This is a genomic window from Arthrobacter sp. 05T444 (assembly GCF_056395905.1).
Map to the genome: position 1 here is coordinate 179054 of NZ_JBFTKK010000003.1, position 16363 is coordinate 195416.

16 protein-coding genes are annotated in these 16363 nt (G+C 66.6%); 6 read left to right on the forward strand and 10 right to left on the reverse strand.

Features of this window, described 5'->3' with window-relative positions; all coding sequences use genetic code 11:
- Positions 1–73 precede the first annotated feature (73 nt).
- A complete protein-coding gene (locus AC1DD3_RS05030) occupies positions 74–745 on the forward strand; it encodes a potassium channel family protein (RefSeq protein WP_230116745.1) in 672 nt (223 codons plus the stop codon).
- Complete coding sequence (locus AC1DD3_RS05035; protein ID WP_476881115.1) at positions 746–1528, forward strand: potassium channel family protein; 783 nt, start codon at positions 746–748, stop codon at positions 1526–1528.
- On the opposite strand, the gene AC1DD3_RS05040 is transcribed toward AC1DD3_RS05035, so the two are convergent.
- The 4 genes from AC1DD3_RS05040 to dut all read right to left on the reverse strand — a co-directional run bounded on the left by AC1DD3_RS05040 (position 1495) and on the right by dut (position 4076).
- Positions 1495–2253: a DUF3159 domain-containing protein gene (locus AC1DD3_RS05040; protein ID WP_476881116.1), complete on the reverse strand. Its 759-nt coding sequence runs from the start codon at positions 2251–2253 to the stop codon at positions 1495–1497. The genes AC1DD3_RS05035 and AC1DD3_RS05040 overlap by 34 nt on opposite strands.
- Entirely contained in the window at positions 2250–2690 is a 441-nt protein-coding gene (locus AC1DD3_RS05045; protein ID WP_230116748.1) for a single stranded DNA-binding domain-containing protein, read from the reverse strand. Before AC1DD3_RS05045 ends, AC1DD3_RS05040 begins: the two co-directional genes overlap by 4 nt.
- The gene (locus AC1DD3_RS05050; RefSeq protein WP_230116749.1) at positions 2683–3402 is read right to left on the reverse strand and encodes a DUF3710 domain-containing protein; all 720 of its coding nucleotides are present in this window, start codon (positions 3400–3402) and stop codon (positions 2683–2685) included. The genes AC1DD3_RS05045 and AC1DD3_RS05050 overlap by 8 nt, the downstream gene beginning before the upstream one ends.
- A 146-nt stretch (positions 3403–3548) precedes the next feature.
- Positions 3549–4076 (reverse strand): dUTP diphosphatase, encoded by a 528-nt coding sequence (gene dut, locus AC1DD3_RS05055; protein ID WP_476876034.1) that lies wholly within the window; start codon positions 4074–4076, stop codon positions 3549–3551.
- A 142-nt stretch (positions 4077–4218) separates the two neighbouring features.
- On the opposite strand from dut, the gene AC1DD3_RS05060 reads away from it, so the two are divergent.
- A complete protein-coding gene (locus tag AC1DD3_RS05060) occupies positions 4219–4707 on the forward strand; it encodes a DUF3093 domain-containing protein (RefSeq protein ID WP_230116750.1) in 489 nt (162 codons plus the stop codon).
- Positions 4708–4718: 11 nt separating this feature from the next.
- Here AC1DD3_RS05060 and AC1DD3_RS05065 read toward each other — a convergent pair whose 3' ends face one another.
- A complete protein-coding gene (locus AC1DD3_RS05065; protein WP_230116751.1) occupies positions 4719–5018 on the reverse strand; it encodes a DUF4193 domain-containing protein in 300 nt (99 codons plus the stop codon).
- Positions 5019–5298: 280 nt separating this feature from the next.
- Between AC1DD3_RS05065 and sepH the strand changes: the two genes are divergently transcribed.
- Positions 5299–6687, forward strand: coding sequence for a septation protein SepH (sepH, locus tag AC1DD3_RS05070; protein ID WP_230116752.1), 1389 nt, complete (start codon positions 5299–5301; stop codon positions 6685–6687).
- 7 nt (positions 6688–6694) lie between these two features.
- On the opposite strand, the gene AC1DD3_RS05075 is transcribed toward sepH, so the two are convergent.
- The 4 genes from AC1DD3_RS05075 to AC1DD3_RS05090 are packed head-to-tail and all read right to left on the reverse strand — an operon-like array spanning position 6695 to position 12178.
- The gene (locus AC1DD3_RS05075; protein WP_476881117.1) at positions 6695–7450 is read right to left on the reverse strand and encodes a thymidine kinase; all 756 of its coding nucleotides are present in this window, start codon (positions 7448–7450) and stop codon (positions 6695–6697) included.
- On the reverse strand, positions 7443–8699 hold the full coding sequence (locus AC1DD3_RS05080) for an alkaline phosphatase family protein (protein WP_230116754.1): 1257 nt from the start codon (positions 8697–8699) through the stop codon (positions 7443–7445). Before AC1DD3_RS05080 ends, AC1DD3_RS05075 begins: the two co-directional genes overlap by 8 nt.
- 1 nt (position 8700) lies before the next feature.
- Positions 8701–9444: a DUF5998 family protein gene (locus tag AC1DD3_RS05085; RefSeq protein ID WP_230116755.1), complete on the reverse strand. Its 744-nt coding sequence runs from the start codon at positions 9442–9444 to the stop codon at positions 8701–8703.
- A gap of 43 nt (positions 9445–9487) precedes the next feature.
- Positions 9488–12178, reverse strand: a complete 2691-nt coding sequence (locus tag AC1DD3_RS05090) for a bifunctional acetate--CoA ligase family protein/GNAT family N-acetyltransferase (RefSeq protein ID WP_230116756.1) — start codon at positions 12176–12178, stop codon at positions 9488–9490.
- A gap of 55 nt (positions 12179–12233) precedes the next feature.
- On the opposite strand from AC1DD3_RS05090, the gene AC1DD3_RS05095 reads away from it, so the two are divergent.
- Positions 12234–14747 (forward strand): DNA gyrase/topoisomerase IV subunit A, encoded by a 2514-nt coding sequence (locus AC1DD3_RS05095; protein WP_230116757.1) that lies wholly within the window; start codon positions 12234–12236, stop codon positions 14745–14747.
- A gap of 30 nt (positions 14748–14777) precedes the next feature.
- Positions 14778–15296: a DinB family protein gene (locus tag AC1DD3_RS05100; RefSeq protein ID WP_230116758.1), complete on the forward strand. Its 519-nt coding sequence runs from the start codon at positions 14778–14780 to the stop codon at positions 15294–15296.
- Between the two features lie 47 nt (positions 15297–15343).
- On the opposite strand, the gene AC1DD3_RS05105 is transcribed toward AC1DD3_RS05100, so the two are convergent.
- On the reverse strand, positions 15344–16357 hold the full coding sequence (locus AC1DD3_RS05105) for an alpha/beta fold hydrolase (RefSeq protein ID WP_476881118.1): 1014 nt from the start codon (positions 16355–16357) through the stop codon (positions 15344–15346).
- Positions 16358–16363: the final 6 nt, after the last annotated feature.

A 16363-nucleotide genomic window follows, 5' to 3' on the forward strand; every position in this document is an offset into this window, starting at 1 on the left:
GCACGCGATGTCATGGCGGGATTCCGGCGGTAGAGTCTTACGGAGCAGTCGGCGAGAAGTTGAGGAGACACGGGTGGCGCACTTCGTGATCATGGGTTGTGGGCGCGTGGGGGCTACCTTGGCGCACACGCTGGAGGACGCAGGCCATTCAGTGGCCATTATCGACCAGGATGACAGGGCCTTCCGCCGGCTCCGTTCGGGCTTCACCGGCAGGAAAGTCACCGGCGTCGGATTCGACCGGGACACGCTGAAGCAGGCCGGAGTTGCCGAGGCGTACGCTTTCGCAGCGGTCTCCAGCGGTGACAACTCCAACATCCTTGCCACCCGCGTGGCACGCGAGACCTTCCATGTGCCTCATGTGGTTGCCAGGATCTATGACCCGGGCCGGGCCGAAATCTACCAGCGGCTTGGCATCCCCACGGTGGCCGCCGTGCGCTGGAGCGCGGACCAGGTCCTGCGCCGGATCCTGCCGGAACAGCACCTCGCCGGCGACTTCCGCGAACCGTCCGGCAGGCTCGTCCTGGCCGAAATCGACCTCGATCCGGGCTGGATCGGCCATGCCGTGTCCGCCATCGAAAAGGCCGCCGATATGCGCATCGCGTACCTGACGCGGTTCGGCGAAGGGATGCTTCCCTCTCCGGGCACCTCGTACCAGGACGGCGATACGGTCCACGCCATGCTGCGCCTGGACCGCAGCGCCGAAGTAGCCCATATTCTGGCCAAAGCACCCGCCAAGGAGTCTTAAGTGAAAGTCGTCATCGTCGGAGCCGGAAGCGTCGGTTCCTCGATCGCCCGTGAGCTGCTGGCCCACAAGCACGAGATTCTGCTGATCGATCTCAAGCCGGAAGTCATTGGCCGGAGCGGGCTGCGGGGAGCGCATTGGCTGGTCGGCGACGCCTGCGAACTGAGCACCCTGCAGGACGCGAAGCTCGACGACGCTGACGTGGTGGTCTCGGCCACCGGTGATGACAAGGTCAACCTCGTCGTGTCGCTGCTGGCCAAGACCGAATTCGGCGTCGGCCGCACGGTCGGGCGGGTCAACAACCCGAAGAATGACTGGATGTTCAATGATTCCTGGGGCGTCGACGTCGCGGTTAACACGCCGCAGCTCATGACGGCGCTGGTCGAGGAAGCGGTGGAGATCGGTGACCTCGTCCGCCTGCTCACGCTGCAGACCGGCGTTTCGTCCCTCGTGGAGTTCACGGTGCCGCACGACTCGCACGCCATCGGGCTCACCGTGGGTGACATTGACTGGCCGGAGGACTCAACGCTCGTGGCCATCCTCCGCGACCAGGCACCTATTACGCCCAGCCGGGACGACGTCATTGACGGCGGCGACGAGCTGTTCTTCGTCACCACGATTGCCGCGGAAGACCAGTTGCGTGAACTGCTCTCGCCTGGATCACGCGACGAGCCGAACCATGCCGACGAGCCGGAAACGGCAGAGTCAGCCGACGTTCCCGCCGGGGCGGCCGTCCAGCAGACGGGGCTGGATCAGTCGGTAGAGGACGACGGCTTCGACGGCTGAGTCCCGGGCACGGTGGCCGGCCTGGTGATCAGCCAGGCCAGCCACACGCCCAGGATGTACAGCGGCGCCCCCATGATGAGCCTCGTGGTAGCCAGCGCCGCGAGACCGTCCTGGCCCATGAGGTACAGCGGCACCTGCACCAGAAGGCGAAGCGCCAGCACCCCGACGATGATCCACGTGCCCAGCCGGTAGGCGCGTACCCGTGCCGGGCTTTGACGCCAGTCAAGGCCTTCGTTTCTGATGAAGCCGAAGAGCAGCCCGGCAATGGGCCACCTGACGGCGATCGAGATGACCATCGCGAGGATGTACGCCGCGTTGGTCAGGAATCCGGGAAGGTAGAAATCCTCCGCCTTGCCGGTGCTGTTGGCAAGCCAGGCGGATATGCCGACGCCGACGACTCCGGCCAGGGCCTGGGTCAGCGGGCGGCGTTGGACGAGCCGCACCACGGTAAACACAGCGGCAGCAGCGAGGGCTGCAATGAGCGAGGGCGTCAAAGCAGCCGTGAGCGTGAAGCTGATAAGGAACACCAGGCCAGGAAGAATGCTCTCTGCGATCCCCTGGTAGCCGCCGGCGCTCTTCAGGACGTCAATGCGGCCATCATCCGTGCGGTGCAAACCTGCCTTGGATGCGTAGCCCTCGGCAAGTCCCGCAAGGCCCGGAGCGTCCGGCACGGACTTGGGTTCCGGCCGTTCGGTTCCCGGTTCAGGGTTTTCAGGCGATGTCATTGGTTCTCCTGGCGGGACAATATCTCGTAGCGGGGATTGAACATGGTTGGCACACCGTCCCGCACGGTCAGCATGCCCTCCAGCCGGACTTCCGTCCCGGCGTCGATGCCGGGAACCCGGCGGCGCCCCAGCCAAATGACCCGCAGCCGGCCGCGCTGGGTCATTGACAGCCGGTTCCTGCCCGTGCCCGCCGACGGCGCCGCAGAGGATTCCGCCGGCAGTGCCGGGACCGCCGTTGCCGTGGACGGTGAAATTCGCGCCCGCGTCGCCCCGGCAGGAATGTCGTGGTCTGTCACCATGACGGTGAATGCCGCCACCTGGGTGGCGGGCACATAGGTCACCGATTCGATGAATCCGTGACACAGCACGTGGCCCCGCTCCGGCAGCCCCCTGATGGGCACCGGCTCGACCTGCGGGTGGCTGCCGGCATCAACCAATCTGGGTGATCTCCGGACCGCGCTCAGGCTGCTGGAACTCCGGGGCCCCGGGAGGCACGGATCCCGTGGCGTCCTTGGGCAGACGCAGCTGCAGGAGATCCCGTGGGGGCATGGGGTTGTCGCCGCGGATCACCACAATCTTGCGGAAAAGCTCCTCGAGACCGGCCGCGGCGTCGCGGTTCAGTGCCGCTTCGCCGCCGAACACGCCGCGGAGGAACCAGCGCGGACCGTCAACGCCGATAAAGCGGGCAACGCGGTATCCCTGGCTGCCGTCGCTGATGCCAGAGGGGAGCTTGGCCACGAGCTCCGTGCCGAAGCCGCCCTGGATCTCTTCCACCTGGCCGCCCTGGCCGCCCACCGACTGGCCGATCTGCTCGCGGATCTCGTCCCACAGGCCTTCGGAACGCGGTGCGGCGAAGGCCTGCAACTGCAGGCTCGACCCCTCCAGGTCCATGGTTACTGCCACCACCCGCTGGGTGGCCTCCTCGACCTCAAGCCGCAGCTGTAGCCCGTCCCGGGGTGCAATGAGCAGGGCACCCAGATCCACATAGCCGTCCCTGTTGCTGATCTCTGAGACATCGAAGGGGCCGGTGGCGCTGCGTCCGGATGTTTCCGTGGCGTCGTCAGCGGCATCGGCGGCGTTGCCCTCGCGGACTTCCGCCGGCTCTGTGGCCTCTTCCTTCTTGGCTTTCCTGCCACGCCCAAAAACCATGGGGTTGTCTCCTTAGTTGTGATCTTGTCGCGCCGGCCGCGCGGGCGCCGCATCTTGTCTTCGCTGACCGCCGGGCGCGCTGTCCGGGAGGCTTCGCCCGCCGGAAACGCTCAGGGTTTCCGGCGTGGGCCGTTTCCGCTGCGGAACTAGGCGCCAGGAACGGCGAAGCCGCCCGTGGAGCCGAAGCCTCCGGCACCGCGGACAGAGTCGCTCAACTCCCCCACGGCAACGAACTGCGCGTACTCCACACGCTGGATGACCATCTGTGCAATTCTATCGCCGCGCCGGAGTTCTATGGCCTTGTCCTTGTCCGTGTTCAGCAGCGTCACCGCGATTTCACCGCGGTAGCCCGCATCGACAGTTCCCGGCGCGTTGACCACCGTCAGCCCGTGTTTCGTGGCAAGGCCAGAGCGCGGGTGGATCAGTGCCACAAAGCCGTCCGGCAGGGCGATCGACACCCCGGTGGGCACCAGGCGCCGCTCCCCCGGTTCCAGGACCACATCCTCGCGGGCGCGCAGGTCTGCCCCGGCGTCACCGGGGTGGGCGTAGGACGGCGCCGCCAGGCCGGCGTCGAGCATTTTCAGTTGAACCTGCACAGTTGGGGCTCCATATTCTGCTGCGGGCGGCGCTTCCGCTGTTGCGGGTGACGCAGCTCCAGGTGCCGCATGCTGCAGCGGAGGCGTAATGGCTGTTATTTCGTCAGTCACAGTTCCTCACTCTATCGCCCGGGGGCGCCATAGTCCTACCGGCCCGGCGCCCTGGCAGGACCGAACCGGCCGGGATGAAATGGCACGGCAAAGATGGAAAGCTGGGTGCATGCCCGAATCAAGCGCAGCCGTGCCTGCACACCACCAGCCTTCACAGGATGACACCGTACTTTTCACCGAAAAGCTGTGGCCGGGAGCCTGGATCTGGCTGGTCGCTGCGGGCTTGGCCAGCGCCGGCATTCTGGTGTTCGCCCCCATCAGCATGACCGCGGGAATCACGGCGGCCGTAGTCCTGTTCGCCGTCGAGACGGCCCTGCTGGTACTGTCCACGCCTGCGCTGACAGTGACGGCCCGGACGCTTCAGGTGGGCCGGGCCAGCATTGAACGCGGGCTCACCGGACCTGCGGAGGCGTTCCGCGGCAAGGAAGCCACGGCCGAACGCGGCACGCGCCTCAACGGCCTCGCTTACCTGTGCATCCGCGGCTGGATAGATCCGGTGGTCCGCATTGAAATCAACGACACCTCGGATCCCACCCCGTACTGGCTGACCTCCACCCGCCGCCCGGATGAACTGGTGGCAGCACTCAACGCAAGGTAGCTCGCCGGGCCTCAGCCTTCGCAGTCGCGGCAGTACAGGTGGCCGTCCTTTTCACGGGCGATCTGCGAACGGTGCCGGACCAGGAAGCATGAGGAACATGTGAATTCGTCGGCCTGGGCGGGCATGACGCGGACCAGCAGTTCCTCACCGGACAGGTCTGCGCCGGGCAGCTCATACCCCTCAGCGAGGTCGGTTTCGTCTTCTTCAACCACTGCCGTCGGTTTGTCGGCACGGCGGGTCTTCAGCTCCTCAATCGAGTCCTCGTTGAGGTCCTCTTCCGACTTCCTCGGCGCGTCATAGTCTGTCGCCATGGCCTGCTGCTCACACTCCGTTGACTCGGGTGGGTAATTCAACGTGCACAACGCCGGACGCCGCCAGTTTGTGCCCGGTCCGGGGCACATTTTTCCCTAAGCTGCAGGGAAAAGCCATACCTGCGCCCAAGCAGTCTTCAGCGGCTTCCCACCGCCGGCGGCAATGCCGTCCCTGTGCCGAAAGTCCCGGAATTTCGCGGCGCGCCCTTCGTCCTAACAGGAAAAGACAGGCTTGGGTGGCAGAGTTTCGATTGATAGTAATGCCAGGGTGGAGGATTGTATGCAGGATCTACGGCTTGTAGGCGTCCACGACGACGGGGAGCATCTCCTGTTGTGCGGCACCGGCGGCGAGATGTTCCAGCTGCCGATCAATGAAGCTTTACGGCTGGCGGCAAGCCGGCCTGCCGTGCGGGCATCGGCCGCGCCGGTTGTGGCCATGTCCCCGCGCGATATCCAGGCCAGGATCCGGAGCGGCTCAACGGCCGCCGAGGTTGCGGCTGCGTCCGGAATGCCGCTGGAAAAGGTTGAACGGTACGAGGGACCGGTCTTGGCCGAACGCGAGTACGTAGCCCAGCAGGCCCGCAAAGTGGAGGTCGCGACTCCCGCTCCCGGCCACGACATCTACCGGGCGGCCTTCGGCGATCATCCGGCCACTTTGGCGGACATGGTGGCCCACCGCCTGACCGCCCACGGCATTGAGTCCTCCACGCTGGAATGGGATTCCTGGCGACGCCCGGACGGAACCTGGACGGTCGTGGCGAGGTTCGATGCCCAGCCGGGCGGCCATTCCAGCATCGGCGAAGAGCCTCCGGCCATGTGGACGTTCAATCCCTCCCGCAAGTCGCTGCAGAATGCCAACCGTTGGGCGCAGCAGCTCAGTGAGCTTGAACCCCTGGACGGTCCGGTTCCCGCACGCCGCCTGTCAGCGGTTTCAGACCGCCCCTTCGATTTTGAAACGGACGCCGAAACTGCCGCCCGGAACGGAGCAGAGCAGCAGAAGGAGGCCGACGGCCTGCTGGACATGCTGCGCTCCCGGAGGGGGCAGCGGCTTGGCTTGGATGAGAACAGCGACGACGCCCTGGCGCTCCTGCTGACCAACGGGGTCCCGGCGGCCCACCCGAGGCTGCCGGAAATTCCTCACGGATCCGGCGCGGACGCGGAAGAACCAGAACCGGAGGCCGCGGAAGCGGAATCATCCGATTCGCCGGCAGCCCAGTTTGGGCCGCTGACCCGACGGCGTGACGGCCGGCCCTCCATGCTGTCCCGCCTCAGCCTCGCACCCCAGCACCAGGATTCAGCCGACGATTCCCTCAAGCTTCACGACGGCGTCAGCACTGATACGCGGGAAATCACCATCGTCCCGTCCCCTCTTCGCCCGGCCGGCACTGCGGGCAAGGAAGGTCCGGCCGCCCCGGCGGCCACGGACAAGCCAATGAACCCGCCGGCGGACAGTCCGGACCGACCTGCCGGCGGTAACGTCGGTCTTGACGAGCTGCTCGGCGGGGGAACCCCCCGGCGCCGGCTGGACGCCGGCAGGTCCGCAACGGACCAGGGTTCATCCGCGCGTCCGGAACCGGACCGGGACGAACCTGAGCGCCAGCCGTCAAGGCCGAAGCGCTCCAGCGTGCCGAGCTGGGACGAAATAGTCTTCGGCACCAGGGGCGACTAGGTCGCGTTCAGCCGTCGGCAGCCGTCCTGCCGGCACGGCTGCTGGCTCCCTGCCACAAGCAGGCGTCGACGTCGAACGGAAGCAGCTGGTCCTGCTGGGCCATGATGTTGGCGCCGTGGGCGGTGACGCGGCGCATGAAGTGGCGACGGCAGAGCGTCTCGTAGCCAACGACCGGCACCTGACTCGAACTTGTGGAATCGGTCTCCGCACCGGAAACCGCCATATCGCCGCCCATCTCGACGTCGCCCACCACCACCTGGGCACCCTTCATGACCATGACGCCGTCTACCGTCCGGGCATTGTGCGTGGCACGCCGCCCGCACCAGCAGAGGGCCTCCACCTGGAGGACCTGCACGCGGTCCGCCAGTTCAATAAGCCGCTGTGAACCGGGGAACAGCCGGGTCCGGAAGTCCGCGGTGATTCCAAAGGCGAAGACGTCAACATCGATCTCGTCCACGACACGTGCCAACTGCTCCACCTGCCCAGGCGAGTAGAACTGTGCTTCGTCGCAGATGAGGTAGTCGACGCGGATCCCCTGGGTCCGGCGGAGTACCACTTCGTCCCAGAAGTCCGTGGTGTCCACGACCTCCACGGCGTCCGTTTCGAGCCCCAGACGGCTTGAGATCCGGGAGCCGCCGGCGCGGTCATTGCAGCTGAAGCGGACCCCGCCGCGTCCGCGGGCACGGTGGTTGTAGTCCATCTGAAGGGCAAGGGTGGACTTTCCGCAGTCCATGGTTCCCGAGAAGAAGACGAGCTCAGCCACGGGCTCCCCTGCGGCCGGGGGCCTTGCCCGCAGCCTGGAAGCATAGCAGCGGCACTTCGCGTTCCGCCTTGGTCAGGGAGCCGTGCTGCCCCACCACTTCCATGGCCGTGGGGCGCACGCGGCGTGTGTCGTAGAAAGCCAGCGCATCGCGGGCGGCGATCATGACGTCTCCGACCCGCCGTTCCACGGCCGGCCTGACCTGCCCGAACAGGCCGGCGGCAATCGCCTCTTCCCGGGTAAAGGCCCAGATCCGGTCACCGAACCGGCCGCGCCAGGCGTCAAGCAAGCGCTGCCGGGTGGTACCGCCGTCGCCGTTCCAGGCATCGTCCTCAAGGTACAGGTGGAGCATTCGCGGCTCCCCTGCAGTGTGCCTGACACCGGCCACGAGCGCCGGGTCGGCGGAGTAGTCGATCCGCTGGGCTTCGGCCACATCGAGCATGCCGTGGTCGGCCGTGACCAGCACAGTGGTTCCGGCCGGAAGAGTCGCGTGGAGGCGCTTGACCGTGGCGTCCAGCTCCTCGAGCTGGTGCTCCCACTGCGGCGATTGGGACCCGTAGCGATGGCCGGCCTTGTCGAGGTCGTTCACGTAGAAGTACATGAGGGAAGCGTCGGAGCCCGCCATCACCTCGGCCGCGGCAGCGGTCCGGGCGTGCGAGGTGGTCGCCGAAACGAACGTGCCGCCCCGGAGGGCAGCCCTTGTCATGGGCGAGTCGCCGAATTGGGGAAGGCTGACGGTGGTGACGTCGACCTGCTCCGCGGCGCGTTCAAAAACTGTGGGGAAAGGCTGCCAGTCATGGGGGTCCACGTCGGCGTCCCAGTTTCCCAGCATGTTGACCACCTTGTCCTGGGACGGATCAAGGACGTCGTATCCCACGAGTCCGTGCTGGCCGGGAGCCAGGCCCGTGCCAAGGCTCGCGAGGGAGGCCGCCGTGGTGGACGGGAACGCGGAGTCCAGCCACACCGGCACCGCCCCCTGGCCCTGCTGCATGACGTCGCGAAGGAAGGGTGTGTGGGCGGACTTTTGTTTCAGGAGGCTGCGGCCCAGCCCGTCGGCGAGGACAACGCAGATTCGCTTGGCCGGTGGCAGGCCGAGCCTGTTTTCGAAGCCGTCGACCCCGAGGCTCGCCGCGGCGCTGCCCAGCACCTCGGCAACGGAACGCCGGCCGTAGGCGGGTGCGGGCGGAAGCGACGGTGCTGCGGAAAGTGTCAACGGGGCGGCGGGGGTGGGGAGGTCGTGGTCGGGCCCCATTTCAGCGCTGGTGTCCGCGGCTTAGGCGGTTCGAGAAGACGCCCATCCGGGGGCGCGGCTGCGATGCAGGGAGCCCGTGCGGAACGGGGGCAGCGGACGCCGTGTTGACGGCCCGCAATGCCCGGGCAAAAAGCTTGGCGTCCTGGACCGCCTGGAGTCCGTCGGCCTCGGCGCTGATGCGCAGGACGATGTCCTCCTGGGCAATGGTTCCGCTGTAGCCGTGGTCTGCCTCGCACTGAGGGTCGCCGCAGCTTGCCGGGCCCATCTCGAGCCTCTGGCCGCCGGACCAGGCGATGGCCAGCGTGACTTCACGCACGGGGTCCGAGGGCTTGTAGTTCTGCGGCTGCGCGTACATGTAGCTCAGCACCACGGAACGGATCTGCGTCACGGGTACGGACTCCGTGGAAATCTGCGCCACGATCTGTTCGCCCGCGTCATCGAGCTGCTGGTCGTCCACATGCGTGATCACCAGCATGTCGTCGGTAAGCACCAGCACGGTGATGTGCCGCCGGACTTCGGCGCGGTCGAAATGCGTTTCGAGGTGCACAAGGTGCGCCACGCAGTCCCGTCCGTCAAGTGCGTCATCCACGACGTCGGCCACCAGTCGCGGGTAGAAGCCGGCCTGCTGAAGGGCCCCGTCCAGGCTCTGGCCCTGGGCCGTGTGGTTGTGTGAGCTGTGGTGAACGGAAGCCTGGGGGCTGTGGTCGGGCGCTTGAGGCTTCGAGGTGGGAGGCTGGGAGCTCATTTCCCCATTTTCACAGATCGGCTTGGCACATGCTAACCCGGGGTCAGCTGCTCATGGCACGGCGGGCACTGTCCGTGCGCTGGGCAGCGTTGCCGATCCGGACGTCCGCGCCCAGTATGAAGGCGCCCCGCGGTGTGGCCAGGACCGGGTTGAACTCCACAAGGGCAATTTCCGGATGGGTGTCCTTGAGCCGGGAAAGACGCGCGGCGAGGTCTTCAAGCGCGGCAACGTCGACGGCCGGAAGCCCCTGGTAGCCGAAGAGCTTGCGGGACGCCCTGGGGCTCCGGATGAAGTCCCGGAGATCCGCACCGTACAGCGGCGGCACCCGGTGTGCCCAGTCGTCCAGCAGGTTGACGGCATCGCCCGCGAGCCCGAACGAGACAACCGGCCCCAGCAGCGGGTCCTCGATGGCGCGGAATGTGCAGGCCTGGCCCACCGGCGCCATTGTCTGCACCTCCAGCGACGAGGAACCGTAAGGCTCGAGTGCGCGCCGCATCTGCTGAATGTTCAGCCGGAGGGACTCTGGGTCCTGGATGTCCAGCCTCACGCCGCCAAGGTCGAGCCGGTGCCGCAGCATCGGATCGGTGGTCTTCAGCGCCACCGGCCAGCCCAGCCGGTCCGCGGCTTCTACGGCTTCCTCTGCCGTTTCGAATCCGGCGGAGGGCAACACCTCGACGCCGTAGTGCCCCAGCAGGCGCGCAGCGTCCGCCGGGGCAAGCTCCTTCAGCTGTTCGCCTTTGACATCCGTGAGCATCAGTTCCAGGTCGGCGTGGGCGGCTTCGGGGTCACAGCCCTCCGGGTCTGCGAAGAGCCCCTGGTCACGGTTCGCCCACTCGGCGTACCGCACCACCGCGGAGAGCGCGGCGACGGCCGCCCCCGGGTTTGAGTAGCACGGGACCGGTTCCGCCCGGGCATCCTCCCCCACCATGCCCTCCACATAGACAGAGGGGTCCAGAATGCCGGTGAACGCTGCCACCACGGGTTTACCGGCCTCGGCCGAACAGGCGGCGAGCGCGGCCGCGATCTTCTCCACTGTCAGGCCCCTTGCCGGCAGGAAAGCCACCACAGCCGCGTGCACGGCGTCCTGCGACAGGATCTCGCGCAGGCGGCCCTGCAGGGCAGGCAGCGCACGCGACATGCCGGTGTCAAGATCCAGGTCGGCCGCGATCTCTTCCACGCCGAGGCCGTGGGCCGCCGCACTGTCCGCCACCACCTTTCCCAGCGCCTTGGAGTTGCTGAAGACCGCGACGCCGGCACCCTTGGGGAGCGGCTGGGCGGAGACAATCTGCGCAACATCCATGAGCTGTTCGATGGTCTCCACGCGGATGACGCCGGCCTGGCGCATCATGGCGTCCACGGCGCCGGCGGGCGCCTGCGTGGTGCGCACCGCATGCCCGGGAGGCAGCTGCAGGCCCATGGAGCTGGACTTGGCAACGATGACGGGCTTGATGCGGGCCAGACGGCGGGCCAGCCGCGAGAACTTGCGCGGGTTGCCGATCGACTCCAGGTACAGACCCACGGCGGTGGTATCGGCGTCGTCCTCCCAGTACTGCATCATGTCGTTGCCGGAGACATCTGCCCGGTTGCCGGCCGAGAGGAACGTGGAAATGCCGACGCGGCGGCGGCTGGACGCGGCATAGACGGCGACCCCGATCGCGGCGGACTGGCTGAAGAGGCCAAGGCCGCCGCGCCTGGCCAGGCTGGGGGCCATCGAGGCGTTCAACGACACCGCGGGATGCGTGTTCACCATGCCCAGCGATGCGGGGCCGATCACGCGCATGCCGTTGGCCCGGGCTTGCCGTACCAAAGCCTGCTGGCGCACCAGGCCGCGGTCGCCGTCCTCGGCAAACCCCGCCGACGCCACGACGATCCCCTTGACGCCGGCGGCCGCACACTCGTCCACCACTTTGGGGACTTCCTCGTAGGGCACGGCCACAATGGCGAGCTGCACGGGCCCGGGTACCTCCGAGAGGCTGCCGAAGGACAGCATCCCAGCGAGCTCCAGCGCTTCGGGGTTGATGGCATAGACCGGGCCGGTGAAGCCTGCCTCAATGATGTGTTCCAGCAGTTGGTACCCCACGGTGCCCCACTTGCGGCTGGCCCCGATGACCGCAACCGACGACGGCGCCAGCAGGTCCTGCACGCTCCTCGCCTCCGCACGGTGTTCCCGGGCTTCCATCACCGCCCGCGACTTGTCGGTGGGATCGATGTTGAACTCCAGGCTGACGACTCCGTCGTCAAAATGGCGTTTGACGTCATAGCCTGCGTCGGAAAAGACCATCAGCATTTTTCGGTTCTCCGGCAGAACCTCCGCGGCGAACCTCCGGATTCCGTTTTCGCGGGCGGCGGCTGCCAGGTGCTCGAGCAGGATGGAGCCGATGCCGCGGCCCTGGTGGGCATCGGCGATGTTGAAGGCCACCTCGGCTTCGGCCGGATCGTCGAGCCGGTCGTAGCGGCCGATCCCGATGATTTCCCCGCCGATGGTGATCACGAATGCCACCCGGTTGCGGTAGTCGACCTCCGTGAACCGCTTGAGCTCCTTGCTCGAGAGCCGGGCCTTGAACGCGAAGAACCGCATGTAGATTGAGTTCTGCGACTGTCCGGCATGAAAGGCTTGAACGGCGTCAGCATCCGAGGGATGAATGGGCCGCAAGTGTGCCGTCCCGCCGTCCCGCAGGACGACATCGGCTTCCCAATATTCCGGATATACGCCGTCCCCGGGCTGATCCACCATAGGCTTAGCCTAGCTAAGACTCCCGAAGTGCACCCCAAAAGGATTTACCAGCCCCATGGCCCGCCGCCAGACTTCAGCCCCGTCAGGGGAAACCGCCCAGGACTACACCGAAAACATCGTAGACATTGACGTCACTTCCGAGATGGAAGGCTCCTTCCTGGAGTATGCCTACTCAGTCATCTACTCCCGGGCACTGCCCGATGCCCGCGACGGCCTCAAACCGGTCCAGCGGCGCATTCTGTACATGATGAGCGACATGGGCCTGCGGCCGGACCGCGGCCACGTCAAGAGCGCCCGTGTGGTGGGCGAGGTCATGGGCAAGCTCCACCCGCACGGCGACACCGCCATCTACGATGCGATGGTCCGGATGGCCCAGGATTTCTCGCTGCGGCTTCCGCTCATCGACGGACACGGCAACTTCGGGTCGCTCGACGACGGCCCTGCGGCGCCGCGCTACACGGAGGCCCGCCTCGCGGCGGCGGCCCTGACGCTGACCGACCACCTCGATGAAGACGTGGTGGACTTTGTCCCGAACTATGACAACCAGCTCACCCAGCCGGATGTCCTGCCGGCCGCGTTCCCCAACCTGCTGGTCAACGGCGCCACGGGCATTGCTGTGGGCATGGCCACCAACATGGCGCCGCACAACCTCGTGGAGGTCATCTCCGCTGCCCGGCACCTGATCGCCAACCCGGACGCCACCCTGGAAGACATCATGAGGTTCATCCCGGGTCCCGATCTCCCCACGGGCGGCCGGATCGTGGGCCTGGACGGCATCCGGGACGCGTACGCCACCGGCCGCGGATCCTTCAAGACCCGCGCCAAGGTGGAGGTGGAGCAGCTGTCTGCCCGGCGGACGGGCATCGTCGTGACCGAACTCCCCTACATGGTGGGCCCGGAGAAGGTGATCGAGAAGATCAAGGACGCCGTCAACGGCAAGAAGCTTGCCGGAATCAGCGACATCATTGACCTCACCGACCGCAAGCACGGCCTGCGCCTGGTGATCGAGCTGAAAAATGGTTTCAACCCAAACGCGGTGCTCCAGCAGCTCTACCGGTACTCGCCCATGGAAGATTCCTTCGGCATCAATAACGTCACTTTGGTGGACGGGCAGCCGCAGACCCTGGGCCTGCTGAAACTGCTGACGGTCTATGTCGACCACCGCCTCAACGTGGTCCGCCGCCGGACCGCGTTCCGGCTGGGCAAGAAGAAGGACCGCCTGCACCTGGTGGAGGGCCTCCTGATTGCCATCGTGGACATCGATGAAGTCATCCAGATCATCCGGTCCTCGGATGAGGCGTCAGCGGCGAGGGAGCGCCTGATGTCCATCTACGACCTCTCCGAGGTCCAGGCCAACTACATCCTGGAACTCCGGCTGCGCCAGCTGACCAAGTACTCCCGGATCGAACTCGAGAAGGAGCAGGACCAGCTCCGCCGCGAGATCGAGGAGCTCGAAGCCATTCTTGGTTCCGACGCGCTGCTGCGTGAACTGGTTTCCGGGGAACTCGCGGAAATTGCGGAGAAATACGGCACTCCCCGGCGCACGGTATTGCTGGAATCCGAGGCCGTCTCCCCCACCGTCGCTGCGGCGGCCGCCCCCGGCGTCAAGGGCAAGGCCGCGCCGCTGGCCTTGGAGATAGCGGATGATCCCTGCTGGGCCATCCTTACGGCATCGGGCCAGATAGCCAGGACGTCCAACCAGGACAGCCTCGCGGAAGCCGGGCCGCGCTCCAAGCATGATGTGTTCCGCTCCGTCATCAAGACCTCGGCCCGGGGTGAGATCGCCGCAGTCACGTCGCAGGGGCGCATGCTGCGCATCCAGGTCATGGACATGCCCGTCCTCCCGCCGATGTCCGGCCTGCCGAACCTCGCCGGCGGCGTCCCGGCCAAGGACTTCATCACGCTGCTGAAGGGCGAAACACTCGTCGCTTTTGCGCCGCTGGATGAGGTCCTGGCCATCGGGACCGCGCAGGGGGTCATCAAGCGCGTGCAGCCTGACTACCCGCTGAACCGGGAAGACTGGGAGGTCATCGCGCTCAAGGACAAGGACGCAGTGGTGGGTGTGGCGCCCGCGGGTTCCGACGACGCCGACCTCGTGTTCCTGACGCGCCAGGCCCAGCTTTTGCGGTTCAACGCGGCAAGTGTCCGCCCCCAGGGGCGGACCGCCGGTGGCATGGCCGGCATCAAGCTTGCGTCCGGCGACCAGGTGATTTTCTTTGGTTCCGCCGCCCCCGGCGACGAGGCCGCCGTCGTCGTCACGATTTCCGGGACCGACGGCGCCCTGCCGGGCACGGCGCCGGGCGCCGCGAAGGTCACGGCGTTGTCCGAGTACCCGGCCAAGGGCAGGGCCACCGCCGGGGTCCGGGCACACCGGTTCCTGAAGGGCGAGGACACGCTGCTGCTGGCCTGGGCCGGCCACGGCCCGGCAAAGGCCTCGTCCTTGGCCGGGGTGGCCCGTTCCCTTCCCCAGGAACACGGGCGCCGGGACGGTTCCGGCATTCCGCTCTCGCAGGCTGTGGAGGCGATCGGGCCCAGCATGACGTGGCCTGAGGCGGAGCAGCCGGGCTGACCGCGCTGCCGGCGGGCCTAGACTACTGCCATGCCTATCATCCCGGATGAAAAAGACTGGACCTGGGTCCTCTCCCGCCCGTGCAGCGAATGCGGCTTCGACGCCTCGACGGTCACGCCGTCCACGGTGCCTGGCAGCGTGGAAAACATGCTCCCCCGGTGGCGCGCTGTTCTGCGCCGTCCGGGCGCTGCTGAGCGCCCCGATGACAGCACCTGGTCGACCCTCGAATATGCCTGCCACGTACGCGATGTTTTCAGTCTCTTCGACCGGCGCCTGAACCTGATGCTCACCGATGACAACGCCCGCTTTGAAAACTGGGACCAGGACCGGACGGCCGTGGAGAGCGATTACGCCGGGTCAGATCCCGCCGCGGTCAGTGCCGAGCTGACGGCCGAGGGCGAACAGGTGGCCGCCTCCTTTGCCCGGGTCAGGGAATCCCAATGGGGCAGGACCGGGCTCCGCAGCAACGGTTCGGAATTCACGGTGCTGACGCTCGCGCAGTATTTCCTGCACGACGTTACCCACCACCTGTCGGATGTGGAGGGCTAGCCTGAATTAGGCCGGGCCTCCCGCTGGCCCTGCGCTTCGGGTATTGGTCAGTGATCTTTGGCGAGGAACGTGGTGATCAGTTCCGCCATGCGCTTGGACTGGGTCCAATGCAGGTAGTGTCCACCGTCGAGCGTCACGATCTCGTGGCGCCTCACGTTGTTCAGCAGCTTTTCCGCAGCGCGCTGTTTGGTTTGGGTTTCGGGTGTCTTTTCGTCTGAGATGAAGGCAAGTACGGGCAGCCCATCGGGATACTTGACGCCCCTGAGGGCGGCAGCGTTGTTTCCGATTCGGGCCGTTTCGTCGACCACAGCTTGGTTCCCGAAGTTCCAGCTCTGCATCAGGCGCATCCGCTCCAGTTCGTCTGCCGTGTAGGCGTCGCCGTCGGGGTTGACAAGGCCGGGGGCCACTGAACCCACGATGCGGACCAGCCCCGTGACAGAGGGGATCCGTTCCCAACTGGCATCCTGCAGCGGCAGCTCGACGGGTCCGCTCTCCGCTTTCGGTATGGTGGCATCGATTCCGATCACCGCCGACACTTCCTTCGGGTAGCGGTTCGCGTAATCCAGCGTGTAGAAGCCGGCGATCGAGTGTCCTGCCAGGACATAGGGCCGCTTGATGTTGAGTTTGGTGAGCACCTCGTGGAGCTCCTTGCTGATGTTCTCGGTGCTGCGCTCCTGGGCGCTCATGTCGCTGTAGCCGTAGCCGAATCCCTCCACCACGGTGACGTCGAAGTTGCCAAGTTCCCGGATCAGGGGTGCGAAGTCGAGGGCGGGTGCCGCCGTCCCGAGGCCGCTGAGGAGAACGAGCGGTTGGCCGGTGTGTCCGTTCCGGTACACGTTGAGGGCGCCGCTGCTGATCTGGATTCTTTCGCCATACGCCGCGATGCTGGATTTCTCTGCCCGCTCAAAAAGCAGGTTGGCTGCCGTCGAGGCGAGTCCCAACACCACGGCGATGAGTGCCACGATGCCGGTGACCCGCAACCAGCGCCTCGGCCTCTTGTAGCCGGCACCGGGCGCGGTAACTGCCGGCGGCCTGGCAGTTCTGTGAGGAAATATGCGCATGACGGG

Excerpts from the sequence above, each read along its gene's own strand:
- AC1DD3_RS05095 (WP_230116757.1), top strand. The coding sequence starts at position 12,234 with ATGGCCCGCCGCCAGACTTCAGCCCCGTCAGGGGAAACCGCCCAGGAC.
- sepH (WP_230116752.1), top strand. The coding sequence starts at position 5,299 with ATGCAGGATCTACGGCTTGTAGGCGTCCACGACGACGGGGAGCATCTC.
- AC1DD3_RS05060 (WP_230116750.1), top strand. The coding sequence starts at position 4,219 with ATGCCCGAATCAAGCGCAGCCGTGCCTGCACACCACCAGCCTTCACAG.
- AC1DD3_RS05090 (WP_230116756.1), bottom strand. The coding sequence starts at position 12,178 with ATGGTGGATCAGCCCGGGGACGGCGTATATCCGGAATATTGGGAAGCC.
- AC1DD3_RS05040 (WP_476881116.1), bottom strand. The coding sequence starts at position 2,253 with ATGACATCGCCTGAAAACCCTGAACCGGGAACCGAACGGCCGGAACCC.
- AC1DD3_RS05080 (WP_230116754.1), bottom strand. The coding sequence starts at position 8,699 with ATGGGGCCCGACCACGACCTCCCCACCCCCGCCGCCCCGTTGACACTT.
- AC1DD3_RS05065 (WP_230116751.1), bottom strand. The coding sequence starts at position 5,018 with ATGGCGACAGACTATGACGCGCCGAGGAAGTCGGAAGAGGACCTCAAC.
- AC1DD3_RS05100 (WP_230116758.1), top strand. The coding sequence starts at position 14,778 with ATGCCTATCATCCCGGATGAAAAAGACTGGACCTGGGTCCTCTCCCGC.
- AC1DD3_RS05085 (WP_230116755.1), bottom strand. The coding sequence starts at position 9,444 with ATGAGCTCCCAGCCTCCCACCTCGAAGCCTCAAGCGCCCGACCACAGC.
- AC1DD3_RS05105 (WP_476881118.1), bottom strand. The coding sequence starts at position 16,357 with ATGCGCATATTTCCTCACAGAACTGCCAGGCCGCCGGCAGTTACCGCG.
- AC1DD3_RS05050 (WP_230116749.1), bottom strand. The coding sequence starts at position 3,402 with ATGGTTTTTGGGCGTGGCAGGAAAGCCAAGAAGGAAGAGGCCACAGAG.